Origin of the sequence: Paenibacillus sophorae, from assembly GCF_018966525.1 — a bacterium.
Lineage (GTDB): Bacteria > Bacillota > Bacilli > Paenibacillales > Paenibacillaceae > Paenibacillus_AQ > Paenibacillus_AQ sophorae.
The window spans coordinates 452267-469781 of sequence record NZ_CP076607.1 but is presented as its reverse complement, the minus strand read 5'-3'; the positions used below and the strand labels follow the sequence as shown (position 1 = coordinate 469781).

Sequence of the window (17515 nt, the reverse complement as noted above, 5' to 3'; positions counted from 1 at the left end):
GTCTTGAACAGATCATATCTTTTAGCCAAGCCTTATCTGCAAAATAGGATCAATTTTTAAATTAATCGCTTTCAATTATAGAAAATGACCGAATTATCGTGAAAACCTCTCCTGATTTATGCAATATGGCTAAAAATTCAATAAATACATCTGTTCTTTTTGTTAGTATCATATGATCTATTTTTATTTTGGTCAACAGTTTTTTTCTCGGAGGATCTCCTTATGAGGGCATGATTGGTCTTTCTAATTGTGGTAGAATAAAGCTGGAAATCGACTATTTATGTGTTAAGAAAGGCCCGACCGAATGAAAAAGACTGCTTTCCAGAGTACGATAGACAAATTTAAACAAATGATCATTGATGGAACTTGGGCCGCGGGGGAGAGAATTCCGACGCTTCAGCAGCTCTCCAAAGAGCTGTCCGTAAGCATTACGACGGTTCGTGAAGCACTGCGGATACTGGAGAATGAGGGGATTATCAGCATTGAGCACGGCCGGGGAATGTATGTGCGGAACGATCCCTTGCTGCTAAAGGACCCGACTGCGGAATTGAAAGAGCTTGGGGATATTTCATTAATCTCGCTGCTCGAAGCCAGGCTGCTGCTGGAGCCGAGACTTGCGGCTTTGTGTGCGGAAAGGGCGGCTGACCACGAGATTAAAAAGCTGCGGCAGTTGGCCGATCGGATGATCGTGCAGATGGAAAAGGGAGGTTCTTTTCTGGAAACTGATCTGGAGTTTCATCAGATGATCGTGGCTGGCGCCCGGGAGCCTGTGCTGTCGCGTATGAACGAGGCTATTCTTCCGCTTCTTCAAGAAGGTCGGAGACAGACCAATACGCTGCCTAATATGCGAACCAAGTCGTCTAATTATCATATTCTGATTGCTATAGCCATAGAGGAGCGCAACAGCGAGCAGGCCTATCTGCTGATGAAGAGCCATATTGAGCAAATGCTCGAACCACTAAAGAAAGCTAAAGAGGCCCAAGGAGAGATAGACAGGAATTAAGGTTAAGGGCGGAGGTGTTCGAACTATGTTGGAGCCGATCAAAACTTACAATACCGCAGTGGAAGCGACGCTCGAAGTAATCGGAGGCAAGTGGAAACCGCTGATCTTGTTCCATCTAACGTTTGGCAAGAAACGCAACGGCGAGTTCAGAAGCCTCATGCCTGCTATCACACAAAAAGTGCTGACGCAGCAATTGAGGGAACTGGAGAGGGATGAAGTCGTTGAGCGGACAACTTACAATGTGGTTCCGCCTAAAGTCGAATATGAGCTGACCGAATACGGTTGGAGCCTCAAGGAAATTCTTCATCTCATGTGCCGTTGGGGGGGATACCCATGTTGAGCGAAAATACGGGGATCAAGCCATTATTTTATCCGAAACGCGAATAGAGAAAGAAACCGGTCTATGAAGTGCGTAAGACCGGTTTCTATGTGTAATCTTACGGAATTACCTTGCGCCTGCGGAAGTCTTCAAAAATGTTCAGGAACATGGACTCCGTATCCATAAACTCATGAAAGCCTGCCCGGCGCGCCTTGGTGCCGTCAGCGAAAAAGTCGTAATCCCAAGAAAACACAAAGTCGCCGAACCGCCAGGAGGAAACACTGTTATAGCTGTTGTTCTCTAAGCCGTATTTCTTTACCATAGCGTTCCACAACGCTTCTTTATCCTGCATAACCACATCCAGCGACATCGGTAGCGGAGGCGCCGCCTCAAGTTCAAAATACGCGGCGATCTTGGGCCAAAGCTCGTTCCATCGGAACAAGTCCCCGTTCGTAATGTTGAAAGCCTGATTGGCGCAGCGCTCGTCGGTTGCAGCCCACACCGTTGCTTTCGCGAGCAGCCCGGCATCGGTCATTTCCAATAAGCTGTGGTAGGCACCCGGTTTGCCGGGAAAGCGAAGGGGGATTCCCAGTTCTTTCGACATGGAGGCATAGACGGCGATAACCATAGCCAGATTCATTGGATTGCCGAGAGCGAAACCGCACACGACGGAAGGGCGGAGCGCTGACCAAGTCCAGCTTTTTCCCTGCTGCCGATTCTCTAGAAACTTCTGCTGGTCGATATTGAATTCCGGAGGCATATGATCGGCGTCGCTCTCACGAGCCGGCGTCTTGAACGGTCCGAGATGCGCTCCGTATACTTTATAGCCCTGCATGAGACTGATATGCCGGAGGCCTCCGGCAATCGGCTCGATGGCCTCAACTACGTTAACGAGCATAGCGAGGTTGGGGGGAACGAGTTCCGCCCATGTCGGGCGGTCCTGGTAGGCGGCGTAGAAAATATGGGTCACTTCCGTCAGGCTGCTTAATTTCTCACGGCTTTCCAAGGGATTCAGCAAATCCGCTGCGATATATCGGACACGGCTGGATGATTCTCTGCCGCGGCGCGATATGCCGATAATATCCCAATCAGAAAGCGTAATAAGATAATCAATCAAATTGCGTCCGATCACCCCATTGGCTCCGACGACAAGAGCCGTTTTGCGCGGCCCCGCTGCTTTAGCTTGTATTATTTAAATCCTCTCCTCCCCTATAATGGCTACACCATCATTGTGCGCCGGCTGGGACATGAGTGAAAAGTACGCACTTTGAAGTCATATAGTTACTTGAGAGTTACATAAGGCAGAGCAGAATAGGAAAGGCCGGGATCTCTCGAAAGAAATCCCACTTGTACCTGTTGTCCATCTTATTCCCCCAGCAGCTTCTCCGACAGCAGGTCTAGTGCCTGCATCACTTCGCTCACGTCCTCCGGATTCAAATGGGCATATTGCCCTGAGATCAGCCTCTCCAGCTTTGATGATGACGCCGTCATCAATTCTTTTCCCGATGGGGACAGCTCGACAAAATAAACTCTTTTATCCTTGATATCGGCCCGTTTGGTTACCAGCTTCTTCTGTATCAGCTTCTTCACTTCACGGCTCGTGTTGGGCAGAGACATGCCGGTGCAAGCGCCGATCTGGCCAAAGGTGGCCGAGCCTTCGGTGTACAGGAAATGCAAAATTTCGAACTGAAGCAGCGTTATCTCTTCCGGCTTGATCTCGGTAAGCAGATGACGCGTCACTTTAGAGAATTCGGTTCCGAACGTCCTGAGTTTAAAGGCGAATTCGGGTAATGGCATGTTATCACCTCGCTATGTGGAATTATTATGACAAATATTTTTTTTGCGCGCAATCTATTTATCAATTGACAACTAATTAAGGATCGCATAATATAGTTGTGAAATGAAAATTATCATTTGATAACTAATTACGAGGTGATGAATCGTGAACACATTGATCGTCTATGCCCATCCGAACCGTGAAAGTTTAAATGGCGCCTTTTTGGAAGCTGTGAAGCAGGGGATTAGGCAGAATGCCTCTTCCGGGGGATTGCAGGTGCTGGATTTGTATGAGGAAAGCTTCGATCCGTCGCTGGTGTACAATAAAGAACGCAGAAGAAGGGATATGCACAAGGATCCGGAACTGGAAAAATACAGAGAGCAAATCCGCTGGGCCGACCAGCTCGTGTATATATACCCGATCTATTGGGGCAGACCGCCGGCTATCCTGCTGGGTTATATCGACCGAATGTTCGCCTCAAACTTTGCTTATAGAGACCGGCCGAACCGGATTTATCCCGAAGGGCTGCTGAAAGGAAAGAGCGCGGTATGCATCTCCACGATGAAAGGACCGGCCCATTATCCTCTCCTAACCCTGAACAATGCTCATAAAGTGTTGATGAAGAGAGGCCTTTTCCATTTTGTCGGGATACGCAAGGTCAAATTCTTCGAGTTCGGGTCTATGGAAAGCAAGAAGGGGAATCAGGGGAAGAAGCTGGCCAAGGTGGAGCGGTATTTTTCAGGGAAGTGATTGGCTAGGCATATTTTGGGTCAAGGTTTCTCTGGCGAAAAGCCTAGGTTAGCGTTTACAATAGGGGTAAACTCTAAATGAGGTGAAGATATGGCAGGTTTCCGTTGCATGAATCACCCAGACCGCCAAGCGGTTCATCAATGCGCCAGGTGCGGCAAGCCGCTGTGCGAGGAATGCTATGATTCCGATCTCGGAAGATGCCGCGAGAACTGCGCGGAGCCGCTGGTTAAGCCGCAGCCAAAGGGGCGAAGCGCTGCCTTCCGGGCCATCGTAGCCATCCTGGCCATTATCGGGGCGCTGACGGTGCTGCTGGCTGCGATCTGCGGAGCCTATATCTTCAGCCTGTCATAATAATCAAAGGAGCGCGCCGATGGAATTCCCCGTATACCTGGTTCTTGGTTCCTGGCGGATTCATCCGCATGTGCTGTTCGAGTCGCTCTCTTACTTTATCGGCTTTCGGGTGTATTTGTGGACCCGGCGTCCGAGCGAAATGTCCCGGCTGATGAGCCTGCAGATTCTGGCCGGAACGATTCTTGGCGCCGCGCTCGGCGCCAAGCTGCTGTTCTGGCTGGAGGACCCGGCGGCGACGTGGGAGCAGCTTCGGCAGCTTCACCTTCTCTGGGGCGGGAAGACAATTGTCGGCGGTCTGCTCGGAGGATTGATCGGCGTCGAACTGACCAAGAAGTGGGTTGGCTGGACCCGGTCAACCGGGGATGATTTTGTATATCCGCTCATACTGGGCCTCTTCATCGGGCGGATCGGCTGTTTCCTGACCGGTCTTGACGACGATACGTACGGCACCGCAACGTCCTGGTTCACCGGCATCGACTTTGGCGACGGGGTCCGGCGGCATCCGACCCAGCTGTATGAAATGGCCTTTCTGCTGGCGCTCGCGCTGCTGCTCATCCCGCTGTACCGGCGAAGCCGCGCGCCTCTAGGCAGAGTGGCCGGTTCATTTTATTTTTCGGGGCGGATGTTCCAGTGGTTCATGTTCGGCTATTTGGCTTTCCGGTTCACCGTTGATTTTATTAAGCCGACGCCTCATCCTTACTTCGGACTTAACAATATACAGCTGGCCTGTCTGGCCGGTCTTGCCTATTACGCCTGGCTGCTGTGGTTCAGAGGGCGTGTCCGCCGCTCTTCCGCGACTGCGGAGGCTCGAAGCTATAAATAAAAGCGTGGCAGGCCCCCGGCGGTTCCGGCAATTCCGGCCGCTGCTCAAGATTTCACCATTCCACCCGTAAAGGAGTCTTGTCATGCCGAATCGACCGTATCTCTATCATGAGCTGACCACAAGCATCTGCTCCGTCTGCTACCGCAAAGTCGAGGCTAAGATCATCCAGGAGAACGGGTGCATGTACATGGTCAAAAGATGCCTGGTGCACGGCCCTGAAAAGGTGCTGATCTCCACTGACGTGTCTTATTACAAAAGAACCCGGGAGTTTATTAAGCCTTCGGAAATGCCGCTTCAGTGGAACACGCCGATTAAGTACGGCTGTCCTTACGACTGCGGCCTCTGCCCGGATCATGAGCAGCACAGCTGCCTGACGCTGCTGGAGATTACGGATCACTGCAATCTGAACTGCCCGATCTGCTTCGCCGAGTCGTCGCCGCACCGCACGTCCTACCGATCGCTGAAACAGATCGAGTTCATGCTGGACCGGATCGTGGAGAATGAGGGTGAGCCGGACATTGTGCAGATCAGCGGCGGTGAGCCGACGACGCATCCGCAGTTCTTCGAGATACTCGACATGGCTAAGAGCCGTCCGATTAAGCATATCATGGTGAATACGAACGGCGTCCGCATCGCCAGGGACCGGGAGTTCGCCGCACGCCTTGCTTCGTACATGCCGGGCTTCGAGATTTACCTTCAATTCGACAGCCTGGAGGCTTCCGTGCTGAAGGAGCTTCGGGGCGCGGATTTACGGCCCATCAGGGAAGAGGCGATTCGCCACCTGAATGAATTCAATATCTCGACAACACTCGTCGTCACGCTGAAGAAGGGCCTGAATGATGGAGAAATCGGCTCGATTATTCAGTATGGTCTGAAGCAGAAGGCGGTTCGCGGCGTGACGATTCAGCCGATCCAGGCGGCGGGAAGGCTGGAGGGCTATGACCCAGCGGCGGACCGGCTGACGGTAAGCGAGGTGCGCCGCAGCATTATCGAACAGTCGGGCGTGTTCGGGGAGGACGATATTTTGCCGGTGCCCTGTCATCCGGACTGCCTTGCTATGGGCTACGCGCTCAAGCTTGGCAGCGAGGTGCTGCCGCTGACCGGACTGATCGACCCGGATATTTTACTTGAAGGAGGCAGCAATACGATTGTCTTCGAGCAGGACCCGGAAATCCGGGGCAAAATGTTCGAGCTGCTCTCCACCGGCCATTCGCCGGTGTCTTCCGCTCTGTCGCTTAAGAGCCTGCTCTGCTGTCTGCCGCTTGCCGCCGTGCCGGAGCAGATCAGCTATGACAATGTGTTCCGGGTGATCGTGATGCAGTTTCTGGACGCGCATAATTTCGACGTGCGGTCGGTGAAGAAGTCCTGCGTGCATATCGCCCATCCCGACGGGCGGATCATCCCTTTTGATACTTACAATCTGTTCTACCGGGACGACAAGGAGCAATTGCTGGAAGGCATAAGGGGCGAGATTGCGACTGCGTGGGATGAAAAATTTCCGCAAGAGTAACCAGATAGCTTCCATCCCTCGGGCTTCATTGGGTGGTTATCACTTTTATATGGATTGGGAAATATTGACGGGAGAGTTTCTTTTTATTCGGCGATAAACTGTCTATTTGCCAGGTCTAATTTGTAGTGTATTTCTTTGGTATCTTCTTCTGGAGTGCCTGCACCCACTGCCGGATGTACAACTAACCGCTCGTTTTGGTTAAACGGTATCTGTTTTTCGGAGTAGACTAATTTTTCGAAAACATATCCTTTCCTTATAAATTTTAGAGAAAAAGCATCCCCACTCATCTTGTTGATCGCAACCGCATAACATTCCAGTCCGTGCCCCGTCTGATATTGGGGAGTAAGCAGATAAACATCCGCCTCTTTGAAGCTGATCTTATCAAAAGACAAGAGTTTATCCGAAGGCTGAATATACAATAAAGCCGGCAAGTTTAATAGGACTTTGTCCTGATTATCCTGTCTATAGACAATCGAATAATTACTATGAAAGGTTCGGTCTCCTTCTACCCCCATAACACTTGAGACTATCAAATGTCCCAGTTCTTCCCTGCCATTGGAAACCATAAGTAAAGTACCTTGTTCCGTATACGTCTTTGCGCGAACGAATGGAGTATAATTAACGGAGTCAATAGAAATTGATTCTGAAATATCCGACTCTGGGAACTGGCTGAGAATCCCGCCTGTACCCGTTGGATCTGAAGCAGGTAGTTCTGGAAAAACATTAGTTGTCGCTAACTCATTTTCCATAGAAATCTCTGAATTTTGTTGATTGTTGCAGGCAAGCAACAGACTCAATGACAATATAGATGATAAAAATAGTACGGTTCTTTTAATTGTAACCCTCTCACTTTCTCTGCTTAATTTCACTTTTACATAATACACATTCATTTCATCCAAAAAGTTTAAAAAATGTATTTTATTTTTAAAAATAAAGTAATGATTGTGAAATACTTTATTGAAACTCGGGCTGTCCTTTTTTGAATTGTTAGGTAACGATAACCTGTTCACCAAAAGCGCTGGCGTTTTTGATATATAATAACGGAAGACGCCTTAAAGGCATTAGACCGGCGCAAGAGGCATGGCGTACCAACGGAATAAGGAGGGAGCGGCCGAATGTCCGATCCGTTAAGAGAGGAAATCAGACAAAAAATCGTGAACGGCGATTTTCACTGCGAGAAGGAGCTTACCCTGTCCATCATCAGCGGAAAATGGAAGGTCGTGATTTTGTGGCATCTCGGCGTGGAGGGTCCGCACCGGTTCAGCGATTTGCAGAAGCTTTTTCCGAAAATTTCGCATAAAATATTGACCCAGCAGCTTCGCGAATTGATGGAGGACGGGATTGTTCACCGGGAGGTGTATCCCGACATTCCTCCGAAGGTTGAATATTCGATGACCGAGCTTGGGATGACGCTTCTGCCGATTGTCGAGATGATGTACGAGTGGGGAAAAATGCGGATTGAACGGATTAGAGGGGAACTGGGAGCCGGAAGCGAGGCTGAAATACCCCGGACTACGTACGAGACAGCATGCAAGGAAACTTGAACAGGCAGCGGGGCCGGCTTGAATAGAGACTTTTGACTTGGTGGGCAGGTAACCTTTTGGTAACCTCTGCACTAAAAAGTGCATTCTTCACAGGACGCAGCGGCGGCGATACAATGTGACTCGTGAAGATAAACTTGGGGAGGGAACTTTACCATGAGTAAAAAAGCACTGCTTATTATACCGCCGGACCGATTCAATGAAGACGAACTGTTTCATCCGAAGGCTGAACTGGAGAACGCAGGGATCGCCGTAACGGTGGCCAGCACGAAGACAGGGGAGATCACAGGCGACAACCAGGGAAAAGTAAATGCCGAAGTGGTATTTTCCGACGTTTCCGCCTCGGACTACGATGTGGTGGCTGTCATCGGCGGTTCGGGCACAATCGATTACCTGTGGGGCGACGATCACCTGATCCAATATTTGAAGCAGGCCTATGAGCAAAAGATTCTCGTTGCCGGCATCTGCGCAGGTTCTGTTGCGGTTGCGAAGACGGGTCTGCTTGCCGGACGCCAGGCGACCTGCTATCCGGTTGATGTCATGATCGATGAACTGAAAGCAAACAGCGCGGACTATGTAGTGCAGCATGTGGTGGCGCATGACGATATCATCACCAGCAACGGACCGGACGGCGCACGGGACTTCGGCAAAAGCCTAGTTGCGGCGCTGGCCTGATAACGAGCGAAGGAAACAATCCATATTCTTCCTCCTGACCGAATACATAAAAATAATCCTCTTCCGGCCATCCTATACCAGAAAGGATAGCAGCTATGCGAGAAGAAGGAGAGGTTATTATTTATGAGACATTACGAGTCCAGTATGCGGACGAACAGCACCGTGGATCAGGCCCAGGATTCAGCGCAAAAACTGCATAACGCCGTCACCCAAGCGATGAGCCATCCGACGGAGAAGGTAATTGAGCAGGCAGAGAATAGTCTGGAGCATGCCGAGCGGGCGATCAAGCACGCGCCGGAAGGATCGGTTCAGGGGCATGGCGTGGATTTGGCCGAGGAAATGCTGGAGGAAGAAAAGAAGAGGCTATCCTCTTTGAATAAGCAGGAGCACTAGTTCGTACAGCAGACGATCGGCACAACCGAAGAACCGTTTCTATTTAAAGGCTTCCGTCATTGGCGGAGGTCTTTTTTATGCTTGAGAGCATAAGCTTCGTGCTTAAACTTTAGCTTTGGGGTATATATTAGGAAACCGGAAAATCGTTAAGGCTGAGATGACGGCAAAAGGAGGCGTGACAATGACGGAAATAACGCTTGGTTCCGGAGGACTGGAAACGCAGGAGGAGCTGCGTGCGGCGCTTGAAGAGGTGAGGAGCTGGGAGAAGGAACAGAGACAGCTCATGATCTGGGAGCGGCTGACCCGGCTGCCCTTTAAGCTGCTGGACAAGATTACCCCCAGGATTGTCCATGAAAAAATAGGCCTGCTGCTGGATGAGCTCGGCGGCTATATCCAGAACGGCGGCAACTACCTCGTTGCGGGACGCAAGGTTGGCGAGCTTATGAACGAGGTGAGCCGCGAGGCGGGAGGGAAGGCGGAAGGTCCATATCCGCTGGCGGTGATGGACGAAGCGGCGCGGCGGCTGTCCAAAAGCCGGAGTAATTACGCCACGGCGCAGGGGGCGACCACGGGCTTTGGTGGCGTGTTTACCTTGGCGGCGGATATCCCCGCCATCCTTGGCCTGTCTCTGAAGGTGATACAGGAGATCGGCCTGTGCTATGGGTATAACCCGCTTGAGAAGGAGGAGCGCATCTTCGCCGTAAAGGTGATGCAGCTCGCTTCCTCCGAAACGATTGGCAAACGGGCGATTTTGGAGGAGCTGAACCTGGAGCTCGGCAGAGACGGCGGGAATTTCGGCGGCGAAGGCGCAGCCGTGTCGAAAATCCAGGGCTGGCGTGAAGTCATCGCCGCTTACCGGGATAACTGGAGCTCGAAGAAGCTGCTGCAGATGATTCCCGTCGCCGGAATGCTATTTGGTGCGTATACTAACCGCGAGATGCTGAAGGGGGTGTCGGAAGCGGCCCGGATGCTGTACCGCAAACGGCGAATTCTCGACAGACTGATGGAGACCGGTGAAACACCGCTCTAATACCAAAAGCCAGGTTCCTTACTGCTATCAAAGGAACCTGGCTTATATAGGATATGTTTATGTATGTTAGTTAAGCGGCCCGCGAAAGGATTTGCCGGCTTTCCAGAATAGCTCTGGAACGTCCGTCTGCTGGAGTATATCCTTTTTCAATCAGTTCCTTTATGTAAATCTTGTTGTAAACAAAGGAAAATACGATCCCGGTTACCACAGCGCCGACTCCAAGAGTAAACGAACCGATAACCGCTTCTATGATTAACATGATGATCGCCCATTTCAAATCACCCCGGAACAAAGCCGGAAGAAAACCAAAGAAGAAGGTTGTCCAGCTGAAACCGACCTTTACCTCTTTAGTCAGCCCGCCTGGATTCTTTAATACAACTTTCATTAGTTCACGCCCTCCAAAATATTTTTTAAAAGAAAGGAAAGTGGATTGTGTACTACTAGGATATAAGTATTAGAATTATTAGGGATATTCCTTTCAATTAAGAAAATAATACCATGCAATATATGGGACTGCATTATCATTTGTGTCGGTTAAAGTAAAAAAAGTCTGAATAAAATATGACTTTTGGTCTAATTTCGTCGAATGGATTAGTTGTTCGGCATTTTATGTAGGTGTTGAGGCGTATGAACCGCATAATGGGCTCCAGCATACCTTGTAGCATCAGTTGGCTATGAGGGGGCGCTTCCCGCTATGGGAATCCAGTTAACGGCAATCCATTACGTATATCTGGCGTTCATTGTGTTCATCATGGCGCTGCTTATCAAGCGGCGAGATACGACAATGATTTGTGTAACCGGCATTTTTGTCCTTGGACTCCTTGCGACAGAGACGCTCGGCGGTTCGGTATCGGGAGTGTTTAACTCTTTTGTCTACGCGACAAAGGAGCTAATGGGAACGATTATGATCATTTCGATCATCGTGGCGATGAGCCGGGTGCTGAGATTTACTGGCATCAACGAAACGATGGTCTCCCCGCTGACCCGGTTTCTCCGCACGCCGGCAATGGCGTATTGGGGAATCGGCATCATTATGCTCCTTTCCTCCCTCTTTTTCTGGCCTTCGCCCGCGGTGGCCCTGGTGGGCGCCGTCCTGCTGCCCGTGGCTCTCCGGGTCGGACTGCCCGCGCTCGGAGCCGCGATGGCCATGAATCTGTTCGGCCATGGCATTGCCCTCTCCGGCGACTACATTATCCAGGGAGCGCCCAAGCTGACGGCGGACGCCGCGGGCCTCCCGGTCGCCAGCGTCATGGAAGCGAGCATTCCGCTGGTGGTCGTCATGGGAATCGTGACGACTGCCGCCGCATTCTGGATGATGCGCAGGGATCAGAAGAACGGGACCTGGAGAGACGGTCTGGTAACTACAGAGCGAACGGCAGGTGTATTTGAGGAATTTCCAGATCATCCCCTTCAGCTGACCGCTCTTGCTCCGAAGGTGAAAAAGGGCCTTGCCATTGTCATCCCGCTGCTGTTTCTTGCCGATGTGGCGGCGATGTTCCTGCTGAACCTTCAAGGCGGCGACGCCACCGCCCTGATTGGCGGAACGGCGGTGCTCATCCTGATTGCCGTCACCTTGCTCGCCCACCGCAATCAGGGGCTTGAGCAAATCACCTCCTACCTCATCGACGGCTTCGTCTTCGGCTTTAAGGTGTTCGGTCCCGTCATCCCGATTGCGGCCTTTTTCTACCTCGGTGACTCAGCCTTCACCGAGCTGTTCGGTAAAGTCCTCCCCGAAGCCTCGCATGGCATCGTGAACGACCTGGGCGTTGCGCTGGCGAATGCCGTGCCGCTTAACGGCATCGTTGGCGCGATCACGCTGACCCTTACAGGCGCCATTACCGGACTTGACGGTTCCGGCTTCTCCGGCATTTCGCTGGCCGGCTCCATTGCGCATCTGTTTGCCGCAGCCATCGGCTCCGGGGCAGCCACGCTGACGGCGCTTGGTCAGGTAGCCGCCATTTGGGTCGGCGGCGGAACGCTCATTCCCTGGGCGCTTATTCCGGCTGCGGCCATCTGCGGCGTTAGTCCGTTCGAGCTGGCGCGCCGCAATTTGAAGCCCGTGCTGATTGGCCTTGCAGTCACCACTGTTGTCGCCATGTTTCTCGTGTGACTCTCCCATTTTTCGTCGCCAGACGACAGCGGCGTTCTCCCCGATGCGACGCATCGTGACGTTATTCTACAATTGATAGTTCTGTATAGAACTACTACTAACCCGGCGGCTTATTTCTCTTAAAGCTGTCGACAAAGCGGGTTGACCGGGCGAAACGCATTGGGCGCTTCGCCCGGTCATTTTTTCATTCCCGAGTTTAGCAAACGGGTGCACTTGCAAAAGCTAAGATTGACAGCGCCGATCCGCCTTCTCATCTGGCGCTGGCTGCCAAGCCTGTGCTATGATGATCTCCTGAAGTCGCAGCGGCGGAAAAAGATGAAAAGGAGTGGAAATCAATGCTTGCGATATCGAGCTATACCGTGGAGCAGATCCGGGACCCGTTCGGCATTATTGCAGGGAACCGCTATGAGTTTATGATTAATCTTGAGATTCCGGAGGAGGACGAGCTTTATTCGGAGAATGGAGTCAGCGTCCGGGCCGTCGTTAAAGAGGCCGACGGAGAGGTAAGCATCGTTACTTATGATGTAATGGAAACGACGACGCAGCGGATTCTTGAATTCGACCTTGAGGATGACGAGGAAGAAGAACTGGCCGCTTTTTGTAAGGAGCATTTGCCGGAAGGGTAAAACCGGATTCACTGGCTCCATTCAACATGAAGCTCTGGGTAGGTGCCCGGGGCTTTTTCGCATACAATAACCGCCAGGTCAGCGGACAGTTTCTTGCAGTGGCTGCATAGTGCCGGAGGTTATAAGAGCGGCCTGTGGTATAGGTGATGTCTATCAATGATATTGCTTACAAGTCTTGGACGGAGTAATGAACAGAGGGGTATAGTAGAAAATAATAATCCATATGATGAGGTGCCCGTCCGTGATTCAAACCGTGCTGTCCACCCTGCTTAGAGTCATTGTCCCGCTGTCCGTTCCGATTGTTGCCGGTGCGTTGATAGAACGCTTTCAGCGTTTGGATACGAAACCGCTGCTTACCCTGTACCTGTTTTTTTTAAGCCCTGCCATAATTCTGGATACGCTAGCCCATGCGGAAATTTCATTTGACGACATTTATTTGACGGCGGCGTTCTCCTTGCTGAACCTGCTGCTTCTGTGGGGGGCGGCAAGCGGAATCAGTAAATTGATGAAATTCTCTTCACCCGATCGCGCAGGATTGACGCTTATTTCCACTTTGACCAACAGTGCAAACTACGGGCTTCCGCTTGTTCTGCTCGCTTTTGGACAGGCGGGGCTGGATAAAGCATCCGTCTATGTCATTGGGCAGATGATTATCGTCAACACGATTGGCGTTTATTTTGCGGCGCGTTCCCATTTTTCCGTAAAAAACGCAATCAAATCGGTGCTCTCCCTTCCCGCGATTTATGCTGCCATTCTGGCAATACTGCTCAAGGTGTTCGATCTTCATCTGCCTGACGATGTGGATAAGGGGATAACCATGGCGGCGGGAGCTTACTCTCCGGTTGTGCTGGCGATTCTGGGCGCCCAGATGATGAAGGTGGGCAATATGCCAAGCAAGAAGGGCGAAATGCCGGTGTTCTGGACCGGGATGGTGATGCGGATGTTGATCGGTCCGCTGCTGGCGCTGATGGTACTTAAGCTGCTGGGGATTACCGGGACGCTCCATTCCGTGCTCTTTATTCTTGCTTCTATGCCGGTGGCGGTTAACGCGGTTGTTCTGGCGGAACGCTTTGGCGCTTCTCCGCCGTTTGTGTCCCGCTGCATACTATGGACGACGCTGGCTTCCTTCCTGGTACTTCCATTGCTCATCGCATCGGTGAGCGGATAAGGCAAATCCATCCGGGATTTGACATGAAACCAAAAGGTTTTGTATAATCTGAAACGAAACCAAAAGGTGTTATTTCAAAAAGCCGCGAAAGAGGGATAACTTATGGAAGATAAACATCAGGGCGCCTTGCCGGATATTGTGCAAACGGTCATTATTGATGCGCCGATTGAGCAGGTTTGGAATAAAGTAGCGACATCCGAAGGAATCGCCGCGTGGTTTATGCCAAATGACTTTCAGCCGGAAATCGGTCATGAATTTCATCTGCAATCTCCTTTCGGACCATCGCCGTGCAAAGTAACAGAGCTTGATCCGCCTCATAGACTGGCTTTCACCTGGGATACTGAAGGGTGGACGGTTTCTTTTCAATTACAAGAGCTGGATGGGAAGACGGAATTTACGCTTATTCATGGCGGATGGAAGCAGTCTGATGAGCTCATTGGTAAAGCGGGCGAGAAAAGTTCAGTCATTCATGGCCGGATGGCGGGCGGCTGGGTATCGATTGTGCAAGAGCGGCTGAAAAAGGCGGTTGAAGCCTAAATGGCTGCAGCGGAGAAGCATGACGTATTCCAGGCGATTGCCGATCCGACCCGCAGACAAGTGCTTCGGCTGCTATCCGAGAAAGAAAGGCCCATCTCTGAAATTACCGCTCATTTCACGGTAAGCCGCACAGCTATTGCCAAGCACCTGCATATTCTGTCAGAAGCAAAGCTGGTCAGCGGCCGGAAGGTCGGGAGAGAGAAGCTGTACCGGTTGCATCCCGAGCCGCTGGAGGAACTTCAGGAATGGCTGTCCTACTATGAGCGGTTCTGGAGCAACAAGCTGTCCATCCTGAAGCATATCGCCGAAAAGGAGAACTAAACAAAACCGGTCATCCACGATAATTTCGTGTATTGACCGGTTTTTTGATTCATTCAAAAGGATAGGTAATGCCCCACTGCCCTCTGACATTGCTCATGATTTCCATAACGTCCAGGGACAACTGAAGCGTGCCGCTGCTGCCTGCCGCAATAGCCTGCTCCATATGCTTGATTTCATACTGGATAGCTTCATCTGTATCCCCGGCTTCAATCGTTTCCGAAGTTCCGTCAAGATACTGAATAACGGCTTTGGAGGCACGGGGGAAGTTGTCCACGGTGATGAATCCATTCTCTCCTGCGACAACGCCTCTTTTCGGCATTTTGGCCCGCATCGTCAGGGAGATAACCGTCATCTCGTCGGCATCATTCTTCAGGAGAATGCCCGATTGCTCGTCTACGCCGGTCTCGAACGGTTTGAAGGTCGTAAGAATCTCTTTCGGCTGAGCTGACAGGAAGAACCGGGCAAACGACAAGGCGTAGGTGCCGATATCGAGCAGCGCTCCCCCGGCCAGATCCTTGTTGAAGAACCGGTTATTCACGTCGTATTCCTTATAGCTGCCGAAGGAGACCTGGATCATTTTGAGCGGGCCAATTTTGCCGGAGTCTACGATTTGCCGCAGCTTGTCATACAATGGCATATGATAGATGGTCATTGCTTCCGCCACGACCAGACCTTTTTCCTCGGCCAGAGCCGCGATTTCACGAAGCTGGGTGATGTTAACGGTAATCGCTTTTTCCGCGAGCACATGCTTGCCGTGCTTCAGACTTTCGATAATATATTCATAGTGATTGCTGTGGGGTGTGGATACGTAGACCGCATCGATTTCGGGGTCCTGCAGCATTTCATTATAATCGCCGTATGCTTTGTCCGCCCCGTATTGTTCGGCAAAGTGCTGTGCTTTATCCAGACTGCGCGATCCCACCGCGTACAGCGTGCCGCCGCATTTCTTAAGAGCCTCGGAGAATTCCTGGGCAATGCCGCCCGGTCCGATAATGGCCCACTTGACTTTACTCATGAAAATCCCTCCGTTTCGCGTGGTTGGGCAGGTTCGAGGCACATATGTGCATTTTACTAAAAAAAGTGCTAAACATCCGCCTAGAGTATATAACCCAGCGGTTTATCTGTCAAATCATGCGGGTCAATTATTCAGAGCGCCACCTTGTAAGGATACGGTATAGCGTGTAGTATATAGGGCGCGCCATTTTTTAATAAGATCGATATAAATCAAGGGAATGACTAATAGCTTATGAATGACAAAGTTGTAATGCCGCTGTGGACCTTTTGCCTCTTTATTGTAGTAATGAATACGACGATGTTCAACGTATCGCTCCCCAGCATTATCGGGGATCTTCATATTTCAGCCGACCTTGGGTCGTGGGTTATTTCCAGCTATTCCATCGGATACGCGTTATCGACGGTAATTTACAGCAGGCTCTCCGACCTCGTGCCGCTCCGCAGACTGCTCATCATAGGGCTCACGACGCTGGGCCTGTCTTCTGTGCTAGGCATTTTCGCGCATGATTTCCACCTGCTGCTGCTTACCCGGATTCTGCAATCGGCAGGAGCGGGCGTTATGGCCGGACTTGGCCTTGTGCTCGCAAGCAGGTACATTCCGATAGAGCGCCGCGGCGCGGCGATTGCGATGATCTCGGCGGGCAGCGCCATGGCCTTCGGCCTTGGGCCGATCGTCGGCGGTCTCATTAGTGAGTATTTTGGCTGGAACGGCCTGTTCGCCATTACATGTCTGGTGCTTCTGGTAATGCCGGTTCTCATCTTTCTGCTCCCCAAAGAGCAGCCGCGCCCGGCGGCCTTCGACCTGATCGGAGCGGTTCTACTCGTCGTTAACGCGGCCACGCTGCTTGCCGCCATCACCGGAAGGTCGGCGGTTTGGCTGGCGGTCAGCCTGGCTTCTTTTGGCGCGCACGCCTGGCATCTGAAGAGAACGAAGCAGCCCTTCATCAGCCCCAAGCTGTTTGCGAATCCGGGTTACGGCAAGCTGGTCATTATCGGCTTCTGTGCTCTCGTGCTGAATTTGGGGAATCTGTTCCTGATGCCGCTGGCGCTGGCAAATGTATTTGATCAATCGCCGCTGACCATTGGCCTCATGATTGCGCCCGGAGCCATACTGTCCGCGTTCCTGACCCGCTTCGTCGGGCATTGGATCGACAAATACGGCAACCTTCGCTTTTTGCTGCTGGGTCATGTCCTGCTCGTAGCCGTAATGACTCTGTTCAGCTCAGCGCTTTCTTCGTCGCCGCTTGTCATCCTGTTCGGTTATGTAATCTTCTCACCTTCATTTTCCGCGACGCTGGCGTCTCTGAACAATGAAGCAAGCCAGCTGCTCCCCCGTGAAATGATCGGGTCGGGCATGGGGCTTCTGCAGCTGATTCAATTCTTCGGCGGTTCCGTTTCGGTTGCGGTATGCGGGCTGCTGCTGCATGTCCAGCGGAATGCCGGACCGGCGAGCGCATACCGGCATGTGTATTGGCTGCTGCTTACAGTCAGCTTGGTTTCGCTCGGACTTGTACAGTGGTACCGGAGTGGGAGAGTGCGCGAAACCAGCCTTGGATGAGGAACGATG

20 protein-coding genes and 1 pseudogene are annotated in these 17515 nt (G+C 51.7%); 16 read left to right on the top strand and 5 right to left on the bottom strand.

The genetic code is table 11. The features are described 5' to 3' along the window. Positions 1-304 precede the first annotated feature (304 nt). Together KP014_RS02180 and KP014_RS02175 are read left to right on the top strand one after the other, a co-directional pair. Complete coding sequence (locus tag KP014_RS02180) at positions 305-1003, top strand: FadR/GntR family transcriptional regulator (RefSeq protein WP_036603601.1); 699 nt, start codon at positions 305-307, stop codon at positions 1001-1003. Positions 1004-1028: 25 nt separating this feature from the next. Beyond that, positions 1029-1410, top strand: a pseudogene (locus KP014_RS02175) (winged helix-turn-helix transcriptional regulator). 30 nt (positions 1411-1440) lie between these two features. On the opposite strand, the gene KP014_RS02170 reads toward KP014_RS02175, so the two are convergent. Continuing rightward, a complete protein-coding gene (locus tag KP014_RS02170; RefSeq protein WP_036603598.1) occupies positions 1441-2511 on the bottom strand; it encodes an SDR family oxidoreductase in 1071 nt (356 codons plus the stop codon). A 176-nt stretch (positions 2512-2687) separates the two neighbouring features. Continuing rightward, positions 2688-3119 (bottom strand): MarR family winged helix-turn-helix transcriptional regulator, encoded by a 432-nt coding sequence (locus KP014_RS02165; protein WP_036603595.1) that lies wholly within the window; start codon positions 3117-3119, stop codon positions 2688-2690. A gap of 145 nt (positions 3120-3264) precedes the next feature. Here KP014_RS02165 and KP014_RS02160 point away from each other — a divergent pair, with 145 nt between their 5' ends. From KP014_RS02160 to KP014_RS02145, 4 genes are all read left to right on the top strand, one after another. After that, entirely contained in the window at positions 3265-3849 is a 585-nt protein-coding gene (locus tag KP014_RS02160; RefSeq protein WP_036603592.1) for an NAD(P)H-dependent oxidoreductase, read from the top strand. 108 nt (positions 3850-3957) lie between these two features. Then, the gene (locus tag KP014_RS02155; RefSeq protein ID WP_246590622.1) at positions 3958-4200 is read left to right on the top strand and encodes a hypothetical protein; all 243 of its coding nucleotides are present in this window, start codon (positions 3958-3960) and stop codon (positions 4198-4200) included. A gap of 19 nt (positions 4201-4219) precedes the next feature. After that, complete coding sequence (locus tag KP014_RS02150; RefSeq protein ID WP_090833863.1) at positions 4220-5023, top strand: prolipoprotein diacylglyceryl transferase; 804 nt, start codon at positions 4220-4222, stop codon at positions 5021-5023. Between the two features lie 82 nt (positions 5024-5105). Continuing rightward, the gene (locus tag KP014_RS02145; RefSeq protein WP_036595338.1) at positions 5106-6533 is read left to right on the top strand and encodes a radical SAM protein; all 1428 of its coding nucleotides are present in this window, start codon (positions 5106-5108) and stop codon (positions 6531-6533) included. An 83-nt stretch (positions 6534-6616) separates the two neighbouring features. On the opposite strand, the gene KP014_RS02140 is transcribed toward KP014_RS02145, so the two are convergent. After that, positions 6617-7543: a hypothetical protein gene (locus tag KP014_RS02140; RefSeq protein ID WP_139210555.1), complete on the bottom strand. Its 927-nt coding sequence runs from the start codon at positions 7541-7543 to the stop codon at positions 6617-6619. 105 nt (positions 7544-7648) lie between these two features. Between KP014_RS02140 and KP014_RS02135 the strand changes: the two genes are divergently transcribed. From KP014_RS02135 to KP014_RS02120, 4 genes are all read left to right on the top strand, one after another. Beyond that, positions 7649-8077, top strand: coding sequence for a winged helix-turn-helix transcriptional regulator (locus tag KP014_RS02135; RefSeq protein ID WP_051500058.1), 429 nt, complete (start codon positions 7649-7651; stop codon positions 8075-8077). A 153-nt stretch (positions 8078-8230) separates the two neighbouring features. Continuing rightward, complete coding sequence (locus KP014_RS02130; protein WP_036595342.1) at positions 8231-8749, top strand: DJ-1/PfpI family protein; 519 nt, start codon at positions 8231-8233, stop codon at positions 8747-8749. 123 nt (positions 8750-8872) lie between these two features. Beyond that, a complete protein-coding gene (locus KP014_RS02125; protein ID WP_036595344.1) occupies positions 8873-9142 on the top strand; it encodes a hypothetical protein in 270 nt (89 codons plus the stop codon). Between the two features lie 181 nt (positions 9143-9323). Further along, positions 9324-10172: an EcsC family protein gene (locus KP014_RS02120; RefSeq protein ID WP_036595346.1), complete on the top strand. Its 849-nt coding sequence runs from the start codon at positions 9324-9326 to the stop codon at positions 10170-10172. A gap of 70 nt (positions 10173-10242) precedes the next feature. Here KP014_RS02120 and KP014_RS02115 read toward each other — a convergent pair whose 3' ends face one another. Further along, positions 10243-10557, bottom strand: coding sequence for a hypothetical protein (locus KP014_RS02115; protein ID WP_036595347.1), 315 nt, complete (start codon positions 10555-10557; stop codon positions 10243-10245). Positions 10558-10866: 309 nt separating this feature from the next. Between KP014_RS02115 and KP014_RS02110 the strand changes: the two genes are divergently transcribed. From KP014_RS02110 to KP014_RS02090, 5 genes are all read left to right on the top strand, one after another. Continuing rightward, on the top strand, positions 10867-12282 hold the full coding sequence (locus tag KP014_RS02110) for a hypothetical protein (RefSeq protein ID WP_090833862.1): 1416 nt from the start codon (positions 10867-10869) through the stop codon (positions 12280-12282). A 335-nt stretch (positions 12283-12617) separates the two neighbouring features. Next, positions 12618-12908, top strand: coding sequence for a DUF6509 family protein (locus KP014_RS02105; RefSeq protein WP_036587520.1), 291 nt, complete (start codon positions 12618-12620; stop codon positions 12906-12908). Positions 12909-13149: 241 nt separating this feature from the next. Beyond that, complete coding sequence (locus KP014_RS02100; protein WP_036587522.1) at positions 13150-14076, top strand: AEC family transporter; 927 nt, start codon at positions 13150-13152, stop codon at positions 14074-14076. A gap of 102 nt (positions 14077-14178) precedes the next feature. Beyond that, complete coding sequence (locus KP014_RS02095; protein WP_036587525.1) at positions 14179-14613, top strand: SRPBCC family protein; 435 nt, start codon at positions 14179-14181, stop codon at positions 14611-14613. Beyond that, positions 14614-14934, top strand: a complete 321-nt coding sequence (locus tag KP014_RS02090; protein ID WP_036587527.1) for an ArsR/SmtB family transcription factor — start codon at positions 14614-14616, stop codon at positions 14932-14934. Positions 14935-14983: 49 nt separating this feature from the next. On the opposite strand, the gene KP014_RS02085 is transcribed toward KP014_RS02090, so the two are convergent. Beyond that, positions 14984-15949 (bottom strand): Gfo/Idh/MocA family protein, encoded by a 966-nt coding sequence (locus tag KP014_RS02085; RefSeq protein WP_036587530.1) that lies wholly within the window; start codon positions 15947-15949, stop codon positions 14984-14986. Positions 15950-16180: 231 nt separating this feature from the next. Here KP014_RS02085 and KP014_RS02080 point away from each other — a divergent pair, with 231 nt between their 5' ends. Continuing rightward, the gene (locus tag KP014_RS02080; protein WP_036587532.1) at positions 16181-17506 is read left to right on the top strand and encodes an MFS transporter; all 1326 of its coding nucleotides are present in this window, start codon (positions 16181-16183) and stop codon (positions 17504-17506) included. The last annotated feature ends 9 nt before the right edge of the window (positions 17507-17515 follow it).

Bases quoted from the DNA above. Each gene is read 5' to 3' on its own strand.
- KP014_RS02120 (WP_036595346.1), top strand. From the start codon at position 9,324: ATGACGGAAATAACGCTTGGTTCCGGAGGACTGGAAACGCAGGAGGAG.
- KP014_RS02115 (WP_036595347.1), bottom strand. From the start codon at position 10,557: ATGAAAGTTGTATTAAAGAATCCAGGCGGGCTGACTAAAGAGGTAAAG.
- KP014_RS02095 (WP_036587525.1), top strand. From the start codon at position 14,179: ATGGAAGATAAACATCAGGGCGCCTTGCCGGATATTGTGCAAACGGTC.
- KP014_RS02085 (WP_036587530.1), bottom strand. From the start codon at position 15,949: ATGAGTAAAGTCAAGTGGGCCATTATCGGACCGGGCGGCATTGCCCAG.
- KP014_RS02080 (WP_036587532.1), top strand. From the start codon at position 16,181: ATGAATGACAAAGTTGTAATGCCGCTGTGGACCTTTTGCCTCTTTATT.
- KP014_RS02130 (WP_036595342.1), top strand. From the start codon at position 8,231: ATGAGTAAAAAAGCACTGCTTATTATACCGCCGGACCGATTCAATGAA.
- KP014_RS02135 (WP_051500058.1), top strand. From the start codon at position 7,649: ATGTCCGATCCGTTAAGAGAGGAAATCAGACAAAAAATCGTGAACGGC.
- KP014_RS02145 (WP_036595338.1), top strand. From the start codon at position 5,106: ATGCCGAATCGACCGTATCTCTATCATGAGCTGACCACAAGCATCTGC.
- KP014_RS02125 (WP_036595344.1), top strand. From the start codon at position 8,873: ATGAGACATTACGAGTCCAGTATGCGGACGAACAGCACCGTGGATCAG.
- KP014_RS02155 (WP_246590622.1), top strand. From the start codon at position 3,958: ATGAATCACCCAGACCGCCAAGCGGTTCATCAATGCGCCAGGTGCGGC.
- KP014_RS02090 (WP_036587527.1), top strand. From the start codon at position 14,614: ATGGCTGCAGCGGAGAAGCATGACGTATTCCAGGCGATTGCCGATCCG.
- KP014_RS02150 (WP_090833863.1), top strand. From the start codon at position 4,220: ATGGAATTCCCCGTATACCTGGTTCTTGGTTCCTGGCGGATTCATCCG.
- KP014_RS02110 (WP_090833862.1), top strand. From the start codon at position 10,867: ATGGGAATCCAGTTAACGGCAATCCATTACGTATATCTGGCGTTCATT.
- KP014_RS02105 (WP_036587520.1), top strand. From the start codon at position 12,618: ATGCTTGCGATATCGAGCTATACCGTGGAGCAGATCCGGGACCCGTTC.
- KP014_RS02165 (WP_036603595.1), bottom strand. From the start codon at position 3,119: ATGCCATTACCCGAATTCGCCTTTAAACTCAGGACGTTCGGAACCGAA.
- KP014_RS02180 (WP_036603601.1), top strand. From the start codon at position 305: ATGAAAAAGACTGCTTTCCAGAGTACGATAGACAAATTTAAACAAATG.